Source organism: Kitasatospora sp. NPDC001159, from assembly GCF_053598235.1.
The window spans coordinates 23,726-38,142 of sequence record NZ_JBSFJV010000074.1; the positions used below are offsets into that span (position 1 = coordinate 23,726).

Consider the following 14,417-nt stretch of genomic DNA (forward strand, 5'->3'; position numbering starts at 1 on the left):
GACCAGGGTCGAAACGTCGGGTGCCGAAAGCCGAATAAACCCGTTCAGGTCCGATCGCCTGACAGTCCGAACGTCCGACAGTCCGAACGTCCGACAGAGGGAAGGACACCGTGATCCGGCTCACGATCGACTCGACCGGGCTCGCCCGCACCCGCTTCGTGGTCTCACCACTGCACGAGGCGGTCAACACCCTGATGGCCTCCTCGCTCAACTCCCGCACTGGGCCGTACGCCTGGGTGGGGCGCACCCGCCGGGTGCTGCGCCGGGAGAAGCTGGAGCTGCTGGCGGGGCTGGCCCTGGAACAGGACGGCGGTTACATCCCCGACTTCCTCTCCCCCCACCCCTCCGGGCCGGACCCGACGGTCGCGGAGCAGCTGGAGGCCGTCCGTCGCACCGAACCAGAGCGGGTGCTGGCGGAGCTGGAGACCGTCCGGAACGGCCTTCCCGCCGCGAACTTGATCGGCCGCCAGGTCCCGGACACGGTGCTGCGCCCCCTGCGGCGCGGCCCGCGCTACTTCGCCGAGCGGATCGCCGACGAGCTGGGCCGGTACTGGGAGTTGGCGCTCGCGCCGTACTGGCCGGACGCCCGAGCGGTGCTGGACGCCGAGATCGACCAGCGAGGCCGCCACCTGGCCCGGCACGGCACCGGCTCGCTGTTCAACTCCCTTTCACCGCAGCTCTCCTGGTCCGACGGGCTGATCCAGCTGGAGAGCCGCTTCGAGGTGGCGCTGCCGGCCCGGATGGTGCTGCTGATGCCGACGCTGGTGAGCCGGAGGATCCACGTCATCCTGGACCCGGTGGACGGCTGCCACCGGGCGCCGACGCTGATGTACCCGGTCGCCAAGCCGTCGGCCGTCCCGCAGACCCCCACCCCGGCGCTGGCGCGGTTACTCGGACCGACCCGGGCGGACCTGCTGGCCGCCCTGGTCGACCCGACCACCACCGCCGACCTGGCCGCCCGGCACTTCCTGAGCGCCGGCACCGTCTCCTACCACCTGGGGGTGCTGCACCGCTCCGGCCTGGTCAGCCGGGTGCGCAGCGGGCGGGAGGTGCTGTACCGGCGGACGCCGCGCGGGGAGGAGCTGATGGCGGTTCGATAGGGCTCGATAGGGGTGGCACGGCGGCAGGCGCATACACCGGCGCGTGCCCCGGTTTTCGCGCCCCTCAGGCATGTTTCACACCAACGCGCGCGGGAGCACCACCCGCACCCATTCCTCCGGCTGCGACAGGTGCGGAGCGTGACCGGCGCCCGCGAAAACGTGCCGTTCCGCCTTCGGCAGGGTGAGGTCGATCAGGTCCAGCACCTCGCCGAACATCGGCGCACTGTCATCGCTCTGCGTAAGCAGCGCCGGGTCGGTGAACCGCGCCAGGCCGGCGAGGTCGAGGTCGAGCGCGTCGGGGTCCCGCAGCTCGTCCAGGTAGGTCGGCGCGTTGCGGATGTAGGTGTGCCGGACCGGCGCCGGCAGCTGCTCCCAGGCACCCGGGCCGAAGGTCAGGCTGTCCACGTACAGTTCGGCGGCCGCAGCGGATTCGGCCTGCTCCAGCAGCTCCCGGACGGCGGCGATCCGGTCGGCGAAGGCGGTGCCGATCGGGCGCAGGTCCGGGTCCGCGAGCAGGATGCCGCTGCCCGGCGGCTCGTGCACGGCGATGCCGCGCAGCAGGTCGGGCAGGGCGGTGGCAAGACGGAGTGTGACCAGCGCGCCGTAGGAGTCCCCGCAGACGAAGGCGGGCGCGAGGCCGAGCCGCTGAATCAGCCCGGCGAGGTCGGCCGCGTCCTCGTACACCGAACCCTGAGTGAGCAGGTCCTCGCTGCGGCTGTGGCCCCGGCGGTCGTACGCGACCACGGTGGTGGACTCGGCCAGGCCCGGCATCACCCGCGCCCAGGAGTCCCCGTCGCTCCACGACCCGTGCACCAGCACCACCCCGGGGCCCTCCCCACGGGCCTCGTAGTGCAGCGACACCCCGTTCACCCTGATCTCGGCCATCACGAGCCTCCCGGCCTCGACGGTGCTCCCCCACCAGCCTGACACAAGCGATTGGAACGGTCAGATCGGTCAGATCAGCGGGTCGAAGAGATACGGCTCCCAGTGCCCGAGCCAGGAGGAGGTGGCGGAGGGCAGGTCCAGGCCCTCGGTGGACTCGTCGTACGGGAGGAACGAGGTGGGCGCGAGCCAGCCCTCGCCGGGGTCGATGCGCAGGCGAAGGAGGCGCAGCGGGCGGTGGAGGGCGAGGTACATCCGCAGGTCGTCGGTGGAGGGGCGGTGGTCCTCGTAGCGGTCCCGGACGCAGCGGCAGATGGACAGGATGTCGGTGTCGGCGACGAGCAGGTAGCGGGGGCCGGGGCCGAGGTTCACGCAGAGTCGCCGCCGGGCCTTCCTGCGCTCGCCGTAGGTGAGGTTCTGGTGGTTGTCGACGTGGAGGCCGGGGCGCCGGCCGGACTCGGGGAGGACATGGGTGGTGGGCTCGCCGGGCGGGTCGTCGCTGTCACCGAGGGTGACAGGGCACGGGTCGCCGAGGGTGCCGACCATGGCGGCGAGGGTGTCACGGTCGGTGACGGTGTCGGGGACCTTGAAGAGCTCCACGAGGCCGGTACCGGGGGTGAAGTAGCCGGGCGCGAAGCGCTCGGCGTAGTCGGCGGGGAGGGGCTCCCAGGCGGTGGGGTCGGGGACGACGGCGCAGGTCTCGTAGTCCGGCTCGAAGTAGAGGCGGCGGACACGGCCGTAGTCGCAGCGGGCGTGCAGGGCGGCGGGGTTGCGGAAGGCGATCGCGGCGGGGTGCATGGCTGGTGACTCCCTTCATCGTTGGTTGAATTCGGCTCCCATGACGCTCAGTTGAGCAGGATGCGAACCCACACGCGCTTGCCCGAGCCCCGGCGGGTGATCACGCCGAAGTCGAGCGCGAGTTCGCGGACGAGTTCGACGCCCCGGCCGCCTTCGCGGAAGCGGTGCGGTTTGCGGTCCTGGAGGGGGAGGTCGAAGCGCGGGTCCCACACTTCGAGGCGGCAGTCGCCGCCGAACTCCTGGAGGTAGAGCCGGACTTCGTCGTGGCCCTGGCAGGCATGGACCACGGCGTTGGTGACGAGCTCGGAGGTGATGAGGACGAGGTCGTCGGTCTTGTCACCGGTGAAACCCCAGGCCGACAGCCGGTCCCGGACGTGCCGACGGGCGGTACGGACCGAGGTGGCGTGGTCGGTGAGGGCGAGCTCGGAGGTGTGGAGAACGGGTGCGCTCAACGCGGACATGGGTGCCCCTTCGATTCGACACGACGTCAGTTGCGTGTCCGTGTCGTCACGTTGAGTGTGGATGAGCTGGAATCGAATTTGCAACCCGAACGCCTCCAAAGAAGAAACAAATTAGTTGATCTTGAACAGGGCTAGACTGGACCCACACCCAAGGGAGGGCAGCGTTGGGCACAGACCCGTCAGCGATCAGGAGCATCCGCCTCGGCGAGGAACTACGGCAGTGGCGGCTGGAGAACAACAAGACGCTGGCCGACGTCACCGCCGGCCTGCGAGGCTGGAATCCTGCCCGGCTGAGCAAGATCGAACGAGCCCGCCTACCAGTGAGCGCAGCCGACTTGGCCGCCTACCTGGATCACTGCGGGATCACCGGGGAAGAGCGCGCCGAGATCGAGCATCTCGCCACGGACGGTCCTTCGAAGCACTGGTGGGAAGACCACGAGTTCGCCGATACGATCAGCGCTGCATTCGCCGAGTTCCTCGGCCTCGAAGCTGATGCGACGCACATGCTCGACTACTACCTGTCCGCTTTCCCTGGCCTGCTCCAGACCGAGGACTACGCGCGAGAGGTGATCGCCGCCGGTCTCGACGGCCTCAGCGACGACCAAAGTGAAGCCGCTGCAGAGATTCGAGTCCTGCGCCAGCGGCGATTGATCGAAGAACCCCGGATCAGTCTGGAGGCGTATTTCGGTGAGGTCGCACTCCTGGTAGGCGGCGATCGCGACATTCTGGCTGGTCAGATCCGACATGTCATCGAGGTGGCAAAGTACCCGAACGTGACGCTACGGATGGCCCCGCTGAGCGCCGGACGCCAAGCAATCCTCGCTTCCGGCCTATCGCTGATGCGCTTCGCCGGTGATGAGAGCTTCGTCTTCATCGAAGCCGCCGGAGGTATGCTCCCGCGTAAGTCGGGACGCGATGTACGACGAGCCGAACGGGCCTTTGCTCGGCTGAAGCGATACTCGCTGTCGCCGGAGGACACCATCACCGCACTTGAGCACAAGTTGGAAGAATTGACGTGACCAGCAAGCACGACCCCTACTCGCACAATCCCGCTGATGCCCAGTGGGTCAAGTCCCCGTTCTCCGGCGACTCCAACGGCAACTGCGTGATCATCGCGCGCTTCGACAACGGCGACGTCTGGCTCGGCGACGACAAGGACCTCAACCGTCCCCATCTCGCCTTCAACCAGGCCGAGTGGACCGCCTTCGTCCAGGCCATCGAAGCCCGGGACCCCCGCTTCACCGCCTAACCAACGCGCCGGCCCTGCCCGTTCACCAACGGGCAGGGCCGCTTGCAGCGCCGATCCTTCGCGACGTTTCTACCGCGACTCAAGGAAGTGGACCTCGCGGGGCCTGACCTCCAGGTCGCTCTGACCGTCGGGCGTCGCGTCCATCTCGCGGGCGAGGCCAGCCGTCGCCCGGAAGGCCTCCTCGGACTCGAACGCGCCGGTGGTGACGACGGCGTCGGCGTCCGGGGTGACCCAGACCCCGACGGACTCGAAGCCCGGCTGCTGCCGCAGCACCTCGGCGACCTGGTGGCACGCAGCGACGAACTCTTCGACGTGCTCGGGGGCCGGGTAGTGGAAGGCAACGAAACCGAATGACATGACGGTGTCCTCTCGCGAGTTATACGATACCGTACAACGCGAGGCTAGACCTCTTGTACGGCTCCGTACAACAGATCTGACAGGGTGAGGTGGGCCACAGATGGGCGCGTTGCGCACTCCGCGGGAGAAATGGGTCGAGGAGGGACTGCGGGCGCTGGCCTCGGGCGGCGTGGAGGCGGTGCGGGTCGAGACGCTTGCCAAGTCGTTGGGGGTGACCAAGGGCGGCTTCTACGGGTACTTCGCCGACCGCGACGCACTGCTGACCGAGATGCTGGACACCTGGGAGCGCGAGAGCGTCGACGATGTGATCGACCAGGTCGAGCGGGAAGGCGTCGACGCCCGGGACAAGGTCCGCCTGGCCGGGCAGCTCACCTTCTCCAGCGACCGCCTGTTGCCCATCGACCTGGCGATCCGCGACTGGGCTCGCCGCGACCCCACCGTCGCCGAACGCCTGCGCCGCGTGGACAACCAGCGCATTCAGTTGGTTCGCGACGCAATCAGCACCTTCTGCGACGACTCTGACGAGGTCGAGGCTCGCGCCCTGCTCGCCTTCTGCACGGCCATCGGCAGCCACTTCCTCGCCGCCGACCACCCCGGCACCACCCGCGCCTCGGTCATCGCCCGCGCCGCCGACATCATCCTCGACCTCCCGCACGGCAAACCCGGCGGATGACCACCTCCCCAGGAAGTGCGCTGCCGATCCTCGCTGTTCGGCCCGAACGGCGATGTACGGGTGGGCGATGACAGGCACCCCGGCCTCCCTCAGGCAGCGGCCGTTCACCGCAAGCTCGGGGCCCACCACAACGAAGCCGTGGCACTGAACAACCTCGGCCTCACGCTCCACGACATGCAGCGATTCGAGGAAGCGATCGATGCCCACACCCGGGCAATCGCCGTCTTCCACGAACTCGGTGACCACTAGCGTGAGGCCGTTGCAGCGGACAACCTCGGTGCCGCGCCGAAGGACGCACGGGCTCCTCGGCAGTAGCCCGGAGCTCAGCGGTGGGGTCGCAACGGATCTGTTGTCGCACCCTCAGTTCGTGTCCGGCCCTCAGCTCATCCCCCGCACCGGCGGCTCGTCCCGCGTACCGTCCTCCGCGACCACCGTGAACCGCTCCCGCCCCGCCACCGACAGGTCCACCGGGTACAGCGAGGCCGTGTCGTTGACGTCCAGCTCGCGGCTCTGCCGCCCGGTCGCCGCATCGACCCGGGTCAGCTTGTCGCGGGTCATCACCCACACCGAGGTGCCGTCCGCCAGCACGCCCGTCACCTGGTCGTCCAGGCCCGCCGTCCACTGCTTGGTGCCGTCCGCCAGGGAGTACGCGACCAGCCGTCCGGTGGCCGTGCGGCTCGGGTGCTTGCCACCGCTGATGCTCACGTCGCCCGGCTTCTCGCCCGGCACGATGAACAGGTCGCCGACCACCACCCCGCCGAGCAGCGGCCGGGCGGTGAACTCGTCGAAGGCGTGCACCCCGCCGAGCATCACGTCCAGGTCGTACTCGTCTCCCGAGACCGGTATCGAGGCGCGCTGCTTCCCGGACCGGTCGTAGCTGAGCACCGCGTGGGTGCCGCGCTCGGCCTGGGCGTCGACCCACACCGTGAGCGGCTCGGCCGACACCACCATGAGGTTCTTCAGCCCGCCCTCCGCCGGCAGCGCGACCCGCGACTGCTCCCGCCCGTCCCCGGGCGTCAGCGACCGCAGGACCGGCGCCGCGTTGCCGCACTGCGCGACCGTCACCACGTCCTGCTCCCCGCCGGAGACCTCCAGCGGCGTGCACCCGGTGTCGGGGGCGCTGCGCCACTGCTCCCGGCCGTCCGTCAGCCGCACGGCCCGCCAGCCGTCCGTGCCCTGCAGCACGGCCTGCGTCCCGGCCACCGCGACCAGGTCCGCATCTGCGGAGTCGCCGTCGCGGGCGGGCGCGTCCACCGTGGCGGTCCAGCCCTCCTTGCCGTCCGCGAGGCCCAGCGCCGTCACCGCCGCGCACGGCTTGCCGTGCGGGGAGTGCCCGATCAGGCCGATGCCGCCCGGTCCGATCCCCCGGCTCATCGTGCACACCGAGTCCTCGCCCGGCGGCGTCCACCGCCATGCGACCGACCCGCCCCCGCTGCGGTACGCCACCACCTCGTCGGGCCGCACCCGCACCACCAGGCCCCCGCTGGTCCAGCTGCCGACCGCGCGAACCGTGGACGGGCGGTCCAGCGGGGCCTTCCAGGAGTCGTTGAGGCCGTCCCCGGCGAACCAGAGGAAGATCCCCAGCCCCAGCAGGGCACCACCCGCGATCGACGGGAACCCGTACTTGGGGTGCATCAGCGCCCAGACGAAGCCCGCGCCGCAGGGCATCAGCCCGAGGATGCTGAGGCCGCCCATGTACGCGAGGCTGTTGCCGCCGAAGCCGTTCGCCGGGCCGAACATCACCGCCAGGCCCATGCTCGCGAACATGGCCCCCAGTACTCCGCCGGAGACCACCATCGAGGTCTCCTTGCTCATGGCGAACCTGGCGCGCCACTTCGTCCGCGCCCGGACGACACTGTCCTCGGGCCCCTGGGCCATGCCGGTCTCTCCCCTGCGACGCGCCACCCACCGCAGAAGGGCGACGATCATCGGATCGTCGCAGAGCAGGACAAGATCCTAAACAAAGAGCAGGGAAAACCCCGCTCTCCCCTGCACATGGGAGGCCCTGGTCGGCGCAGTCACTACGAATCGCGGCCGCGCCCCGCCTTCTCACCGGCCGCCGACCACACCAGCCCGGCCAGCACCTCCGGCGCCAGCGCACCGTCCACCACCGGGTCACACTCCCGCCGCAGCGGCTCGTGCCGCTCGTGCGCGGCCCGCCGGTGCCCGACGTAGTTCCGCAGCAGCACCTCCAGCGGGAAGCCGCCCGCGACGCACTTGCGCTCGATCTTGCGCACCAGCCGGAGGTCCGCCGCGAGGTCGACGAACACGTCGAACCGGCGGCACGGCCGCTGCGGGGCGACCCTGCGGGCGAACAGCCCGTCCACGATCACGACCCGGGCCTCCCCGAGCGCGGCGTCGACGTCCACGGCGAGCCGCCCCTCGTCCACCGACCGGGGATCCCCCACGTCCAGCCGTGCCACCCCACCCTCGTCCGGCGCCCACACGCCGCGCCCGCAGCCCGGCTCGGCGAAGTAGTAGTCGTCCCCGTGCAGCACCCGCACCGGGCCGGGGCCAGCGACTACCGCCAGTGCCCGGGCCAGGGTCGTCTTGCCCGCCCCGGCACCGCCGGTCAGCGTCACCAGCACGTCCGCCCCCTCGCTCCGCGGCTCAGCCCGCTGAGCCGCCGCCCACCCAGCCCTGCAGACCCGGCAGCACCGCCTCCGCCACCCGGTAGAGGGCGGCGTCGTCGATCGGCGCGGAGTCCTTGCGCCAGATGCTGATCTCGAAGGTGCCGCCCGTCCCGTCCGGGTTCTTCGCGACGGCGAGGGAGTGGGCGTCGGAGCCGGTGCCCGTCGTGGACTTCCCACCGCCGAGGGAGAACGAGAACGACATCGTGGGCGACCGGTAGAGCAGCGCCTTGTGACCGAGCACCTGCGTGCGCGTGACCGTCGGGTCGCCGGGCCGGGCGAAGTCGTCCACCTCGACGTCCCGGTTGTCGGCGACCTGGACGTACATATCGCTGAACTGCACCTCCGCAGCGCCGTAGTTGTCCTTCGTCAGGCCCGGCCCGAGGGCTGCCGACATCCCGGGCTGGGCTATCAGCACCCGCTCCTTCGGCACACCCGCGAGCACCGGCAGGTCGGGGCGGTTGAGCGCAGCACACAGGGCGGGGTACTTCGGCGAGTCCGTGTCCCTCGCCGGATTGCACTTCGCCGGCCCGTCGCTCGACGTACTGTCCCCGCCGTTCCCGGCCACCACCCAGAGCCCGGCGAACACGGCCCCCACCAGGGCGACCGCCGCCACCAGCTGCAGCCACACCCGCGGCTCGCGGCCGCCGGTGCCGGGCTCGGCGGCCGCGTCCTCGGCGGCCGTGTTCTCCGCGGCGTCATTCGTCGCGCCGGAAGCTGCCTCCATGCCGGAAGCCGCCTCCACATTTCCCCCACGATCATCAGTCACCGGCGGACCCTACACCGGTCCTTCACCCATCCGCACATTCATTTCCCAGTCGCTCGGGTTCCCGGACCCACCCCGCTGACCTGGGCAGAGGCCGCCGCGACCACTGGGGGTGGTGCTTTCCGGGAAGAGCGCCCGGTCCTTCGCGAACTCGACGTACTCGAACACCGCTCCGCCCGGGTGCCGGGCGGTCGCGTTGCGGCCGGTCGGCACCTCGTTGGGGCCGTCCAGCATTGGCGGATACTCCGCGGGGCCGGCGTCATCTCGGTCCGCACCAGCGGCAAGACCCGCCTGGTCACCCTCCGCCGGGACGAACTCGACGCCCGACGGGTCGCCCTGCTGCTGCCCGGCGGGTTCCTCCGGAGCAGGCGCGGGCCGTTGAAGGTCGCCGAGCTGGGCCTGCGGGAACTCACCACCGAACTCACCGGCCGCGGCCGCCCGCGCGGCCTCGCCGTGCACCTGCTGCGCTACCGCTACAGCGGCTGGAACGGCACCGACGCCGACACCGCCGTCGACACCCGCTGGGCGCTCGACGAACTCGCCCGCCGCCACCCCGGAGCACCGGTGGTACTCATCGGCAACTCCCTCGGCGGACGCGCCGCCTTCTGGTGCGCCGGACACCCGAGCGTCGTCGGCGTCGCCGGGATCGCCCCCTGGCTGCCCAGCGGCGACGCCGTCGGCAACTCGCCGGGCGCCGGGTACTGATCGTGCACGGCACCGCCGACCACAGCGCGGCCAACGCCACCCAGTCCCTGGAGTACGCGCTGCGCGCCCGGCAGGTCGTCCCGGACCTCGCGCGCTACGAGGTGCCCGGCGGCAGCCACTACCTGGTCCGGCAGAGCGCCGACATCAGCACGCTGACCACGGACTTCACGCTCGCCGCGCTGGGGGCCGAGGCCGCGCCGCTCGCGACGGGGGCGGTCTGCACCCGGCTGCCGAGCCGGGTGTAGCCGGGGCCCGAACTCCCGCGCTGGCCCTGCCGATCGGCAGGGCCTCCCCGCAAACTCGGTGATCGCTTTATGCCGATCGGCACATGTGCGGAGAGGGTGTCAGCGATCAGTCTTGGAGTCACCGAGACGGCGGCCACCGGGGCCGCCGGAGAAGGGAGTCTCCACCCATGTTCCGCATCGCCCGTACCGGCCGTACCGCCCGCACCTTCCGCACCCGCGCCGCCCGCTCCGCCGCGGCCGCCCTCGCGGGGCTCGCCATCGCGGCGCTCAGCGCCCCCGCCCCGGCCGTCGCTAAGGACTCCAGCGCCGCCTCGGGGCCTGCCCGGGTCACCGGCTCCGCCCGGATCCTCTACGGGCTCGTACCGAACCACGAGATCTGGTTCACCATCGACGCCGAGGGCGCGCCCCACAGCCACCCGCTGCCCAACCTACCCACCGGCCTGCCCACTGACGCCAAGGGCATCGTCCACTTCTCCCACCGAACGGACTCCGGCGACGTCCGCGAGGCCGATGCCACGGTCGACTGCCTCGCCACCGGCGGCCCCGTCGCCACCCTGACCGCCGTGATCACCAAGTCGAACGGCATGCCGGTCGGCCAGCGCATAGGCCTGAGCATCTACGACGCCCACGGCCACGGCAAGGACCGCCTGGGCTTCTCCTGGGGCGTGGGCAACTCTGCCGTGGACAAGGACGGCAACGCCTACCAGCCCGTCGTCGGCACCTGCATGGCGCTGGCCCCCTTCGCCCCCGTCATACGCGGCGGCTACACCGTCCACTCCGTCGACAGCGTCCTCGCCTGACCCTTCCCAAAGCATCTGTTGTGCTGGTACCCGGTGTCATGGGCAGCGATCTGCGCAAGCACGTACTGGAACGGTGCCGCAATGACCGCGACGGGGAGCACCGCACAGAGCAGGGCGTGCCCCAGACCAACCCGCAGGGCCTTCCTCCGCACAGCGGTGACGAGCTGCCAGCCACCCCAGCAAACCGCGGCAACTCCCAGCAGCAGGCCCGCCCAGGCCAGCGGCAGCACATAGACCGCCGCACCGGGGCTGTCCTGACAGCGGCTCACCACCGCCCGCTCTGCGCTCTGCTGCCCGTCCCGCCGACATCGGAGACCACATGGCCATCACCAAGCGCAGCGCCCTCGCCCTCGCCGGGCTGCTCCTCGCCGCCGTCCCCACGCCCGCCCTGGCCGAGGGCCGGACCCCTTCGGCCAGCCCCGACCGAGCCGCGTTAGGCGCCGCGATAGCCGCCCGACCAGGGGACCCGGCCGCCGGCGTGGTCGCCCGGGTGACGGTCGACGGGCAAACCTGGCGCGGCACCGCCGGGGATCCGGTGAGCGGCCAACCGGTCGCGCCGAACGCCGCCTTCCGGATCGGCAGCATCAACAAGACCTTCGTCGCCGCCGTTCTGCTCCAACTCGCCGCCGAGCAACGGATCGACCTGGACGGCACCGTCCAGCAGTACCTGCCCGGAGTGCTGCCCGACGGGACCGGCGGCAGTCCGGCCTACCAGCCGATCACCGTCCGCCAACTCCTCAACCACACCAGCGGACTGCCACCGGTCGTGGAGGGCCCGGCGCACGTCAAGGACAACGATGCCGACGCCCTGATCGCCCAGCGCTTCGGGTTCGAGAGCTTCGACGAGGTCGTTCAGCGCACCCTGCGGCCCGACCCCACGAAGCCTGAGACCTGGCCCACGGCGGTCTTCCCGCCCGGCACCGCACAGCAGTACAACAATGCTGACCACCGCCCGCCACCCGCCAGTCACACCCCGCGCGCCTAGGCTGGACACGCACCACCGACCTGGACCAACTCAAGGGACAGCACATGACGCACGACCATGGCGGGACCAATCCCGCCGCCGCCCCCGACCTCACCGTCGACGGCACCGGCCTGCTCTGCGTCCAACTCCTGCTCCGACTGCGGGCCCGGATCGCCCACCTCCCGGCCGGCGCGGTGGTCCACATCCACACCACCGACCCCGCCGCCCCGCTCGACCTGCCCGCCTGGTGCCACCTGACCGGCCACGAGTACCTCGGCCCGGTCCCGCACCCGGCCGACGACCGGGAGGTGTACGCGCTACGCCTCACCTCCTCCCCGGTCCCGACCCGCCCCGACCGCCCCTGGCACCCCACCGCGGACTGACCGGAAAATCCCCGCGTCCCAGAGGACGGCTGGCCGGACGACAGCTGGCGGGTGCGCCGCACCGACTACGTGTTCCTGGTCTCCCCCGAAGCCCGCCGTCTGCTCGCCGAGCACGAGGTCACCGTGCTCGGCTACCGCCCGCCGTGGGAAGCCTGGCAAAGCGCCCGAGGACGGGTCACGCCCTGCTCCGACAACCCGCCCGATGTGCCACGATGAGGGAACGGGGGCAGAACGGCCGCGCTCCACAGGGAGGTTGACCACCATGGACCCGATCCTCAGCTGCCGCTGGTACGACCAGGACGGCGAGTGGGCACTCACCGTCAGCCACAACGGCAGCAGCTGGGTGCTGTACGCCGCCGCACCGCTCTGGTCCGAGTCGCTCCCCTTCGCCAACCCGGACGAGGTCCGCCGACTCGCCCAGGCCCTCCTCGACCTGCCCGCCGAACCCGAACCCTATGAGTTCGAATGGCAGCTCTCCCGAACGGAGTTCGAGCGCACCGAGAACGAGCGGATCCACTTCGCGACCTTCGCCGTCGGCCTCGACCCGACCGACGACCACCGCCCGTACCTCGCCTACCAGTCCTACTACCACCGGGGCCAGGCCACCGGACTCGGCCTGGAGGTCATCTGCGAGGACCCTCCGGTCGACCACCTCCGTGCCCAGGCCCACGCCTTCCTCACCAACTGCCCGAGCCCACTAGGCCGTGTCTCATAAATGATCACGCGCGTGCCTCCAGGACCTGGTAGAACCGGGGTCGCATGTGGCGCCGGACCACGCGTTTCTGGAGGCATCGTGTCGGGACCAGCAGTCGGACTGTGGCTCTTCGAACCTTGCGCCTTCGAGGACATCCTGGCCGGAGTGGTCCCGTGGTTGGAGACCTTCTGTGAGCCGGTCGAGACCGAGGCCGGTGGCGATCTGGCCTTCTGGGTGCGAGACGCTTCACCCCTGGGGCTGCAGAACTTTGATCCGGTCAGCGTCGGCGGCTTCTTCCTGTCGGAGGACGAGTACATGCTGGCGGACGACGAGGACTACTCGGCCTTCTCGACGCCACCGGTGCAGGGGCTGGTGCTCTGCGCCGGCTGCTCGGGGCCGGAGAACCATCTGCTGCTCGGCCACCTCGCCCTCGCCATGGCCCGCCGTCTCGACGCGCTGGTCGACTTCGACGGCGTGCTCGGCTACCCCGTCCCGCGCGATGAGACGCGCGACGAGGCGGACCTCGCCAGGGCGAGGGCACTGGTGGCCTCCCTGCCGGGGAAGGTCGCAGAGGTCTCCTACGACACGGGCGGCGCCGGCCGCTGGTTCCGGCACGTCGGTGACGTGGAGTTCCTGGCCGCCTGGCTCCGGCATCCGGACTTCCACCTGGTCAAGTAGCGGACTCGGCCGCTCTCGGCCGTCGGCTCAAGCCGTGGTGTCCCGCAGCCACAGCACCAGCGACGCGATCAGCACGCCGGCACGGTAGCGGGCGGCCAGCTTGTCGAACCGAGTAGCGACGGCCCGGAACTGCTTCAACCGCGCGAAGCACCGTTCGACCACGTTCCGGCCTCGATAGGCCTGCGCGTCAAACACCGGTGGCCTGCCGCCCTGTGCACCGCGGCGAGCCCGGTTGGCGATCTGGTCGCGCCGTTCGGGGATCGTCGTCCTGATCTTCCGCTGATGCAGCAGGTGGCGAATCTTCCGCGAGGAGTACGCCCTGTCCGCCACGACCCGGTCGGGCCTGGTGCGAGGCCGCCCGCTTCCGGCCCGCGGGACCCGGATCGCGTCCAGCACGGCGGGCAGCATGGTGCAGTCAGCGGTGTTGCCGGTGCTCAGCACAACCGACAAAGGCAGGCCCCGGCCATCGACCGCCAGGTGGACCTTCGTAGTCAGCCCGCCCCGGGACCGGCCGAGCGCCTCACGACGCGCAACTGCTGCCGGATCTTCCGATTCGTCCTCGGGCGCATCCCCTTTTTCCGAGCGCCAGCGGCGTGCTGGTGGGCCCGGGCGACGGTGGAGTCGATCGAGACCGTCCACTCCACGGCACCCACCGCATCGTCGCGGACCTGGACTTCTTCCAGCAGCTTGGCCCAGGTGCCGTCCTTCTCCCAGTGAGCGAAGCGCCGGTAGACGGTCTGCCAGGGGCCGTATCGCGACGGCAGATCGCGCCACGGCGCCCCGGTTCGCAGGCGCCACAGCACTCCGTTGACCACCTGGCGATGGTCCCGCCAGGGTCGGCCAGCACCGTCATGCTTCGGCAGCAATGGCTCTATTCGCACCCAGGCCGCGTCGGTCAGCTCTCCTCGTCCCACCACAAGATCAATTATGAGACACGGCCTAGTACTGCAACCGCAGTTATGGGGTGTGGCCTCGGCGTTTGTAGTGGCTGCGGCGGGCGCGGGTCTGGCTGCGCCGTCGCCAGTATGACCA

21 protein-coding genes are annotated in these 14,417 nt (G+C 70.8%); 13 read left to right on the forward strand and 8 right to left on the reverse strand.

The features are described 5' to 3' along the window. The first annotated feature begins 110 nt into the window (after window positions 1-110). On the forward strand, window positions 111-1,100 hold the full coding sequence (locus ACWC9T_RS29830; RefSeq protein WP_449824150.1) for an ArsR/SmtB family transcription factor: 990 nt from the start codon (window positions 111-113) through the stop codon (window positions 1,098-1,100). 75 nt (window positions 1,101-1,175) lie between these two features. Here ACWC9T_RS29830 and ACWC9T_RS29835 read toward each other — a convergent pair whose 3' ends face one another. The 3 genes from ACWC9T_RS29835 to ACWC9T_RS29845 form a co-directional block, all read right to left on the reverse strand. Next, window positions 1,176-1,985, reverse strand: coding sequence for an alpha/beta fold hydrolase (locus ACWC9T_RS29835; protein WP_449824151.1), 810 nt, complete (start codon window positions 1,983-1,985; stop codon window positions 1,176-1,178). Between the two features lie 69 nt (window positions 1,986-2,054). After that, entirely contained in the window at window positions 2,055-2,780 is a 726-nt protein-coding gene (locus ACWC9T_RS29840; protein ID WP_449824152.1) for a hypothetical protein, read from the reverse strand. Between the two features lie 47 nt (window positions 2,781-2,827). Beyond that, window positions 2,828-3,241, reverse strand: a complete 414-nt coding sequence (locus tag ACWC9T_RS29845; protein WP_449824153.1) for an ATP-binding protein — start codon at window positions 3,239-3,241, stop codon at window positions 2,828-2,830. A gap of 164 nt (window positions 3,242-3,405) precedes the next feature. Here ACWC9T_RS29845 and ACWC9T_RS29850 point away from each other — a divergent pair, with 164 nt between their 5' ends. Beyond that, window positions 3,406-4,260: a helix-turn-helix domain-containing protein gene (locus ACWC9T_RS29850; protein ID WP_449824154.1), complete on the forward strand. Its 855-nt coding sequence runs from the start codon at window positions 3,406-3,408 to the stop codon at window positions 4,258-4,260. Then, window positions 4,257-4,490 (forward strand): DUF397 domain-containing protein, encoded by a 234-nt coding sequence (locus tag ACWC9T_RS29855; RefSeq protein ID WP_449824155.1) that lies wholly within the window; start codon window positions 4,257-4,259, stop codon window positions 4,488-4,490. Before ACWC9T_RS29850 ends, ACWC9T_RS29855 begins: the two co-directional genes overlap by 4 nt. Before the next feature lie 69 nt (window positions 4,491-4,559). Here ACWC9T_RS29855 and ACWC9T_RS29860 read toward each other — a convergent pair whose 3' ends face one another. Continuing rightward, on the reverse strand, window positions 4,560-4,847 hold the full coding sequence (locus ACWC9T_RS29860; protein WP_449824156.1) for an antibiotic biosynthesis monooxygenase family protein: 288 nt from the start codon (window positions 4,845-4,847) through the stop codon (window positions 4,560-4,562). Between the two features lie 100 nt (window positions 4,848-4,947). On the opposite strand from ACWC9T_RS29860, the gene ACWC9T_RS29865 reads away from it, so the two are divergent. Continuing rightward, entirely contained in the window at window positions 4,948-5,520 is a 573-nt protein-coding gene (locus tag ACWC9T_RS29865; RefSeq protein ID WP_449824157.1) for a TetR/AcrR family transcriptional regulator, read from the forward strand. Between the two features lie 60 nt (window positions 5,521-5,580). After that, window positions 5,581-5,769 carry a tetratricopeptide repeat protein gene (locus ACWC9T_RS29870; RefSeq protein ID WP_449824169.1) on the forward strand — a complete coding sequence of 63 codons (189 nt, stop codon included), beginning with the start codon at window positions 5,581-5,583 and terminating at the stop codon, window positions 5,767-5,769. Window positions 5,770-5,898: 129 nt separating this feature from the next. On the opposite strand, the gene ACWC9T_RS29875 is transcribed toward ACWC9T_RS29870, so the two are convergent. The 3 genes from ACWC9T_RS29875 to ACWC9T_RS29885 form a co-directional block, all read right to left on the reverse strand. After that, window positions 5,899-7,398 (reverse strand): outer membrane protein assembly factor BamB family protein, encoded by a 1,500-nt coding sequence (locus tag ACWC9T_RS29875; RefSeq protein WP_449824158.1) that lies wholly within the window; start codon window positions 7,396-7,398, stop codon window positions 5,899-5,901. A 143-nt stretch (window positions 7,399-7,541) separates the two neighbouring features. Continuing rightward, window positions 7,542-8,108 carry a uridine kinase family protein gene (locus tag ACWC9T_RS29880; RefSeq protein WP_449824159.1) on the reverse strand — a complete coding sequence of 189 codons (567 nt, stop codon included), beginning with the start codon at window positions 8,106-8,108 and terminating at the stop codon, window positions 7,542-7,544. 22 nt (window positions 8,109-8,130) lie between these two features. Further along, the gene (locus tag ACWC9T_RS29885) at window positions 8,131-8,877 is read right to left on the reverse strand and encodes a DUF6215 domain-containing protein (RefSeq protein ID WP_449824160.1); all 747 of its coding nucleotides are present in this window, start codon (window positions 8,875-8,877) and stop codon (window positions 8,131-8,133) included. A 219-nt stretch (window positions 8,878-9,096) separates the two neighbouring features. Here ACWC9T_RS29885 and ACWC9T_RS29890 point away from each other — a divergent pair, with 219 nt between their 5' ends. The 8 genes from ACWC9T_RS29890 to ACWC9T_RS29925 all read left to right on the forward strand — a co-directional run bounded on the left by ACWC9T_RS29890 (window position 9,097) and on the right by ACWC9T_RS29925 (window position 13,385). After that, the gene (locus ACWC9T_RS29890; RefSeq protein ID WP_449824161.1) at window positions 9,097-9,621 is read left to right on the forward strand and encodes a hypothetical protein; all 525 of its coding nucleotides are present in this window, start codon (window positions 9,097-9,099) and stop codon (window positions 9,619-9,621) included. A gap of 2 nt (window positions 9,622-9,623) precedes the next feature. Next, window positions 9,624-9,866 (forward strand): hypothetical protein, encoded by a 243-nt coding sequence (locus tag ACWC9T_RS29895; protein WP_449824162.1) that lies wholly within the window; start codon window positions 9,624-9,626, stop codon window positions 9,864-9,866. Window positions 9,867-10,033: 167 nt separating this feature from the next. Further along, on the forward strand, window positions 10,034-10,666 hold the full coding sequence (locus ACWC9T_RS29900; RefSeq protein WP_449824163.1) for a hypothetical protein: 633 nt from the start codon (window positions 10,034-10,036) through the stop codon (window positions 10,664-10,666). A 319-nt stretch (window positions 10,667-10,985) separates the two neighbouring features. Next, window positions 10,986-11,651: a serine hydrolase domain-containing protein gene (locus ACWC9T_RS29905; protein WP_449824164.1), complete on the forward strand. Its 666-nt coding sequence runs from the start codon at window positions 10,986-10,988 to the stop codon at window positions 11,649-11,651. 44 nt (window positions 11,652-11,695) lie between these two features. After that, complete coding sequence (locus tag ACWC9T_RS29910) at window positions 11,696-12,013, forward strand: sulfurtransferase TusA family protein (protein WP_449824165.1); 318 nt, start codon at window positions 11,696-11,698, stop codon at window positions 12,011-12,013. Window positions 12,014-12,064: 51 nt separating this feature from the next. Then, entirely contained in the window at window positions 12,065-12,229 is a 165-nt protein-coding gene (locus ACWC9T_RS29915) for a hypothetical protein (protein WP_449824166.1), read from the forward strand. A gap of 46 nt (window positions 12,230-12,275) precedes the next feature. After that, window positions 12,276-12,728 carry a hypothetical protein gene (locus tag ACWC9T_RS29920; RefSeq protein ID WP_449824167.1) on the forward strand — a complete coding sequence of 151 codons (453 nt, stop codon included), beginning with the start codon at window positions 12,276-12,278 and terminating at the stop codon, window positions 12,726-12,728. 78 nt (window positions 12,729-12,806) lie between these two features. Further along, entirely contained in the window at window positions 12,807-13,385 is a 579-nt protein-coding gene (locus ACWC9T_RS29925) for a DUF6368 family protein (protein WP_449824168.1), read from the forward strand. 27 nt (window positions 13,386-13,412) lie between these two features. Here the strand turns inward: ACWC9T_RS29925 and ACWC9T_RS29930 are convergent. Continuing rightward, a protein-coding gene (locus ACWC9T_RS29930; RefSeq protein WP_449824170.1) for an IS5 family transposase occupies window positions 13,413-14,299 on the reverse strand; the annotation gives its coding sequence in 2 pieces (ribosomal slippage) (window positions 13,413-13,954 and window positions 13,954-14,299; 888 coding nt in all). Window positions 14,300-14,417: the final 118 nt, after the last annotated feature.

Coding starts and splice junctions, on each gene's coding strand:
- ACWC9T_RS29885 (WP_449824160.1), bottom strand. CDS start 8,877: ATGGAGGCAGCTTCCGGCGCGACGAATGACGCCGCGGAGAACACGGCC.
- ACWC9T_RS29840 (WP_449824152.1), bottom strand. CDS start 2,780: ATGCACCCCGCCGCGATCGCCTTCCGCAACCCCGCCGCCCTGCACGCC.
- ACWC9T_RS29875 (WP_449824158.1), bottom strand. CDS start 7,398: ATGGCCCAGGGGCCCGAGGACAGTGTCGTCCGGGCGCGGACGAAGTGG.
- ACWC9T_RS29865 (WP_449824157.1), top strand. CDS start 4,948: ATGGGCGCGTTGCGCACTCCGCGGGAGAAATGGGTCGAGGAGGGACTG.
- ACWC9T_RS29845 (WP_449824153.1), bottom strand. CDS start 3,241: ATGTCCGCGTTGAGCGCACCCGTTCTCCACACCTCCGAGCTCGCCCTC.
- ACWC9T_RS29905 (WP_449824164.1), top strand. CDS start 10,986: ATGGCCATCACCAAGCGCAGCGCCCTCGCCCTCGCCGGGCTGCTCCTC.
- ACWC9T_RS29900 (WP_449824163.1), top strand. CDS start 10,034: ATGTTCCGCATCGCCCGTACCGGCCGTACCGCCCGCACCTTCCGCACC.
- ACWC9T_RS29860 (WP_449824156.1), bottom strand. CDS start 4,847: ATGTCATTCGGTTTCGTTGCCTTCCACTACCCGGCCCCCGAGCACGTC.
- ACWC9T_RS29835 (WP_449824151.1), bottom strand. CDS start 1,985: ATGGCCGAGATCAGGGTGAACGGGGTGTCGCTGCACTACGAGGCCCGT.
- ACWC9T_RS29920 (WP_449824167.1), top strand. CDS start 12,276: ATGGACCCGATCCTCAGCTGCCGCTGGTACGACCAGGACGGCGAGTGG.
- ACWC9T_RS29910 (WP_449824165.1), top strand. CDS start 11,696: ATGACGCACGACCATGGCGGGACCAATCCCGCCGCCGCCCCCGACCTC.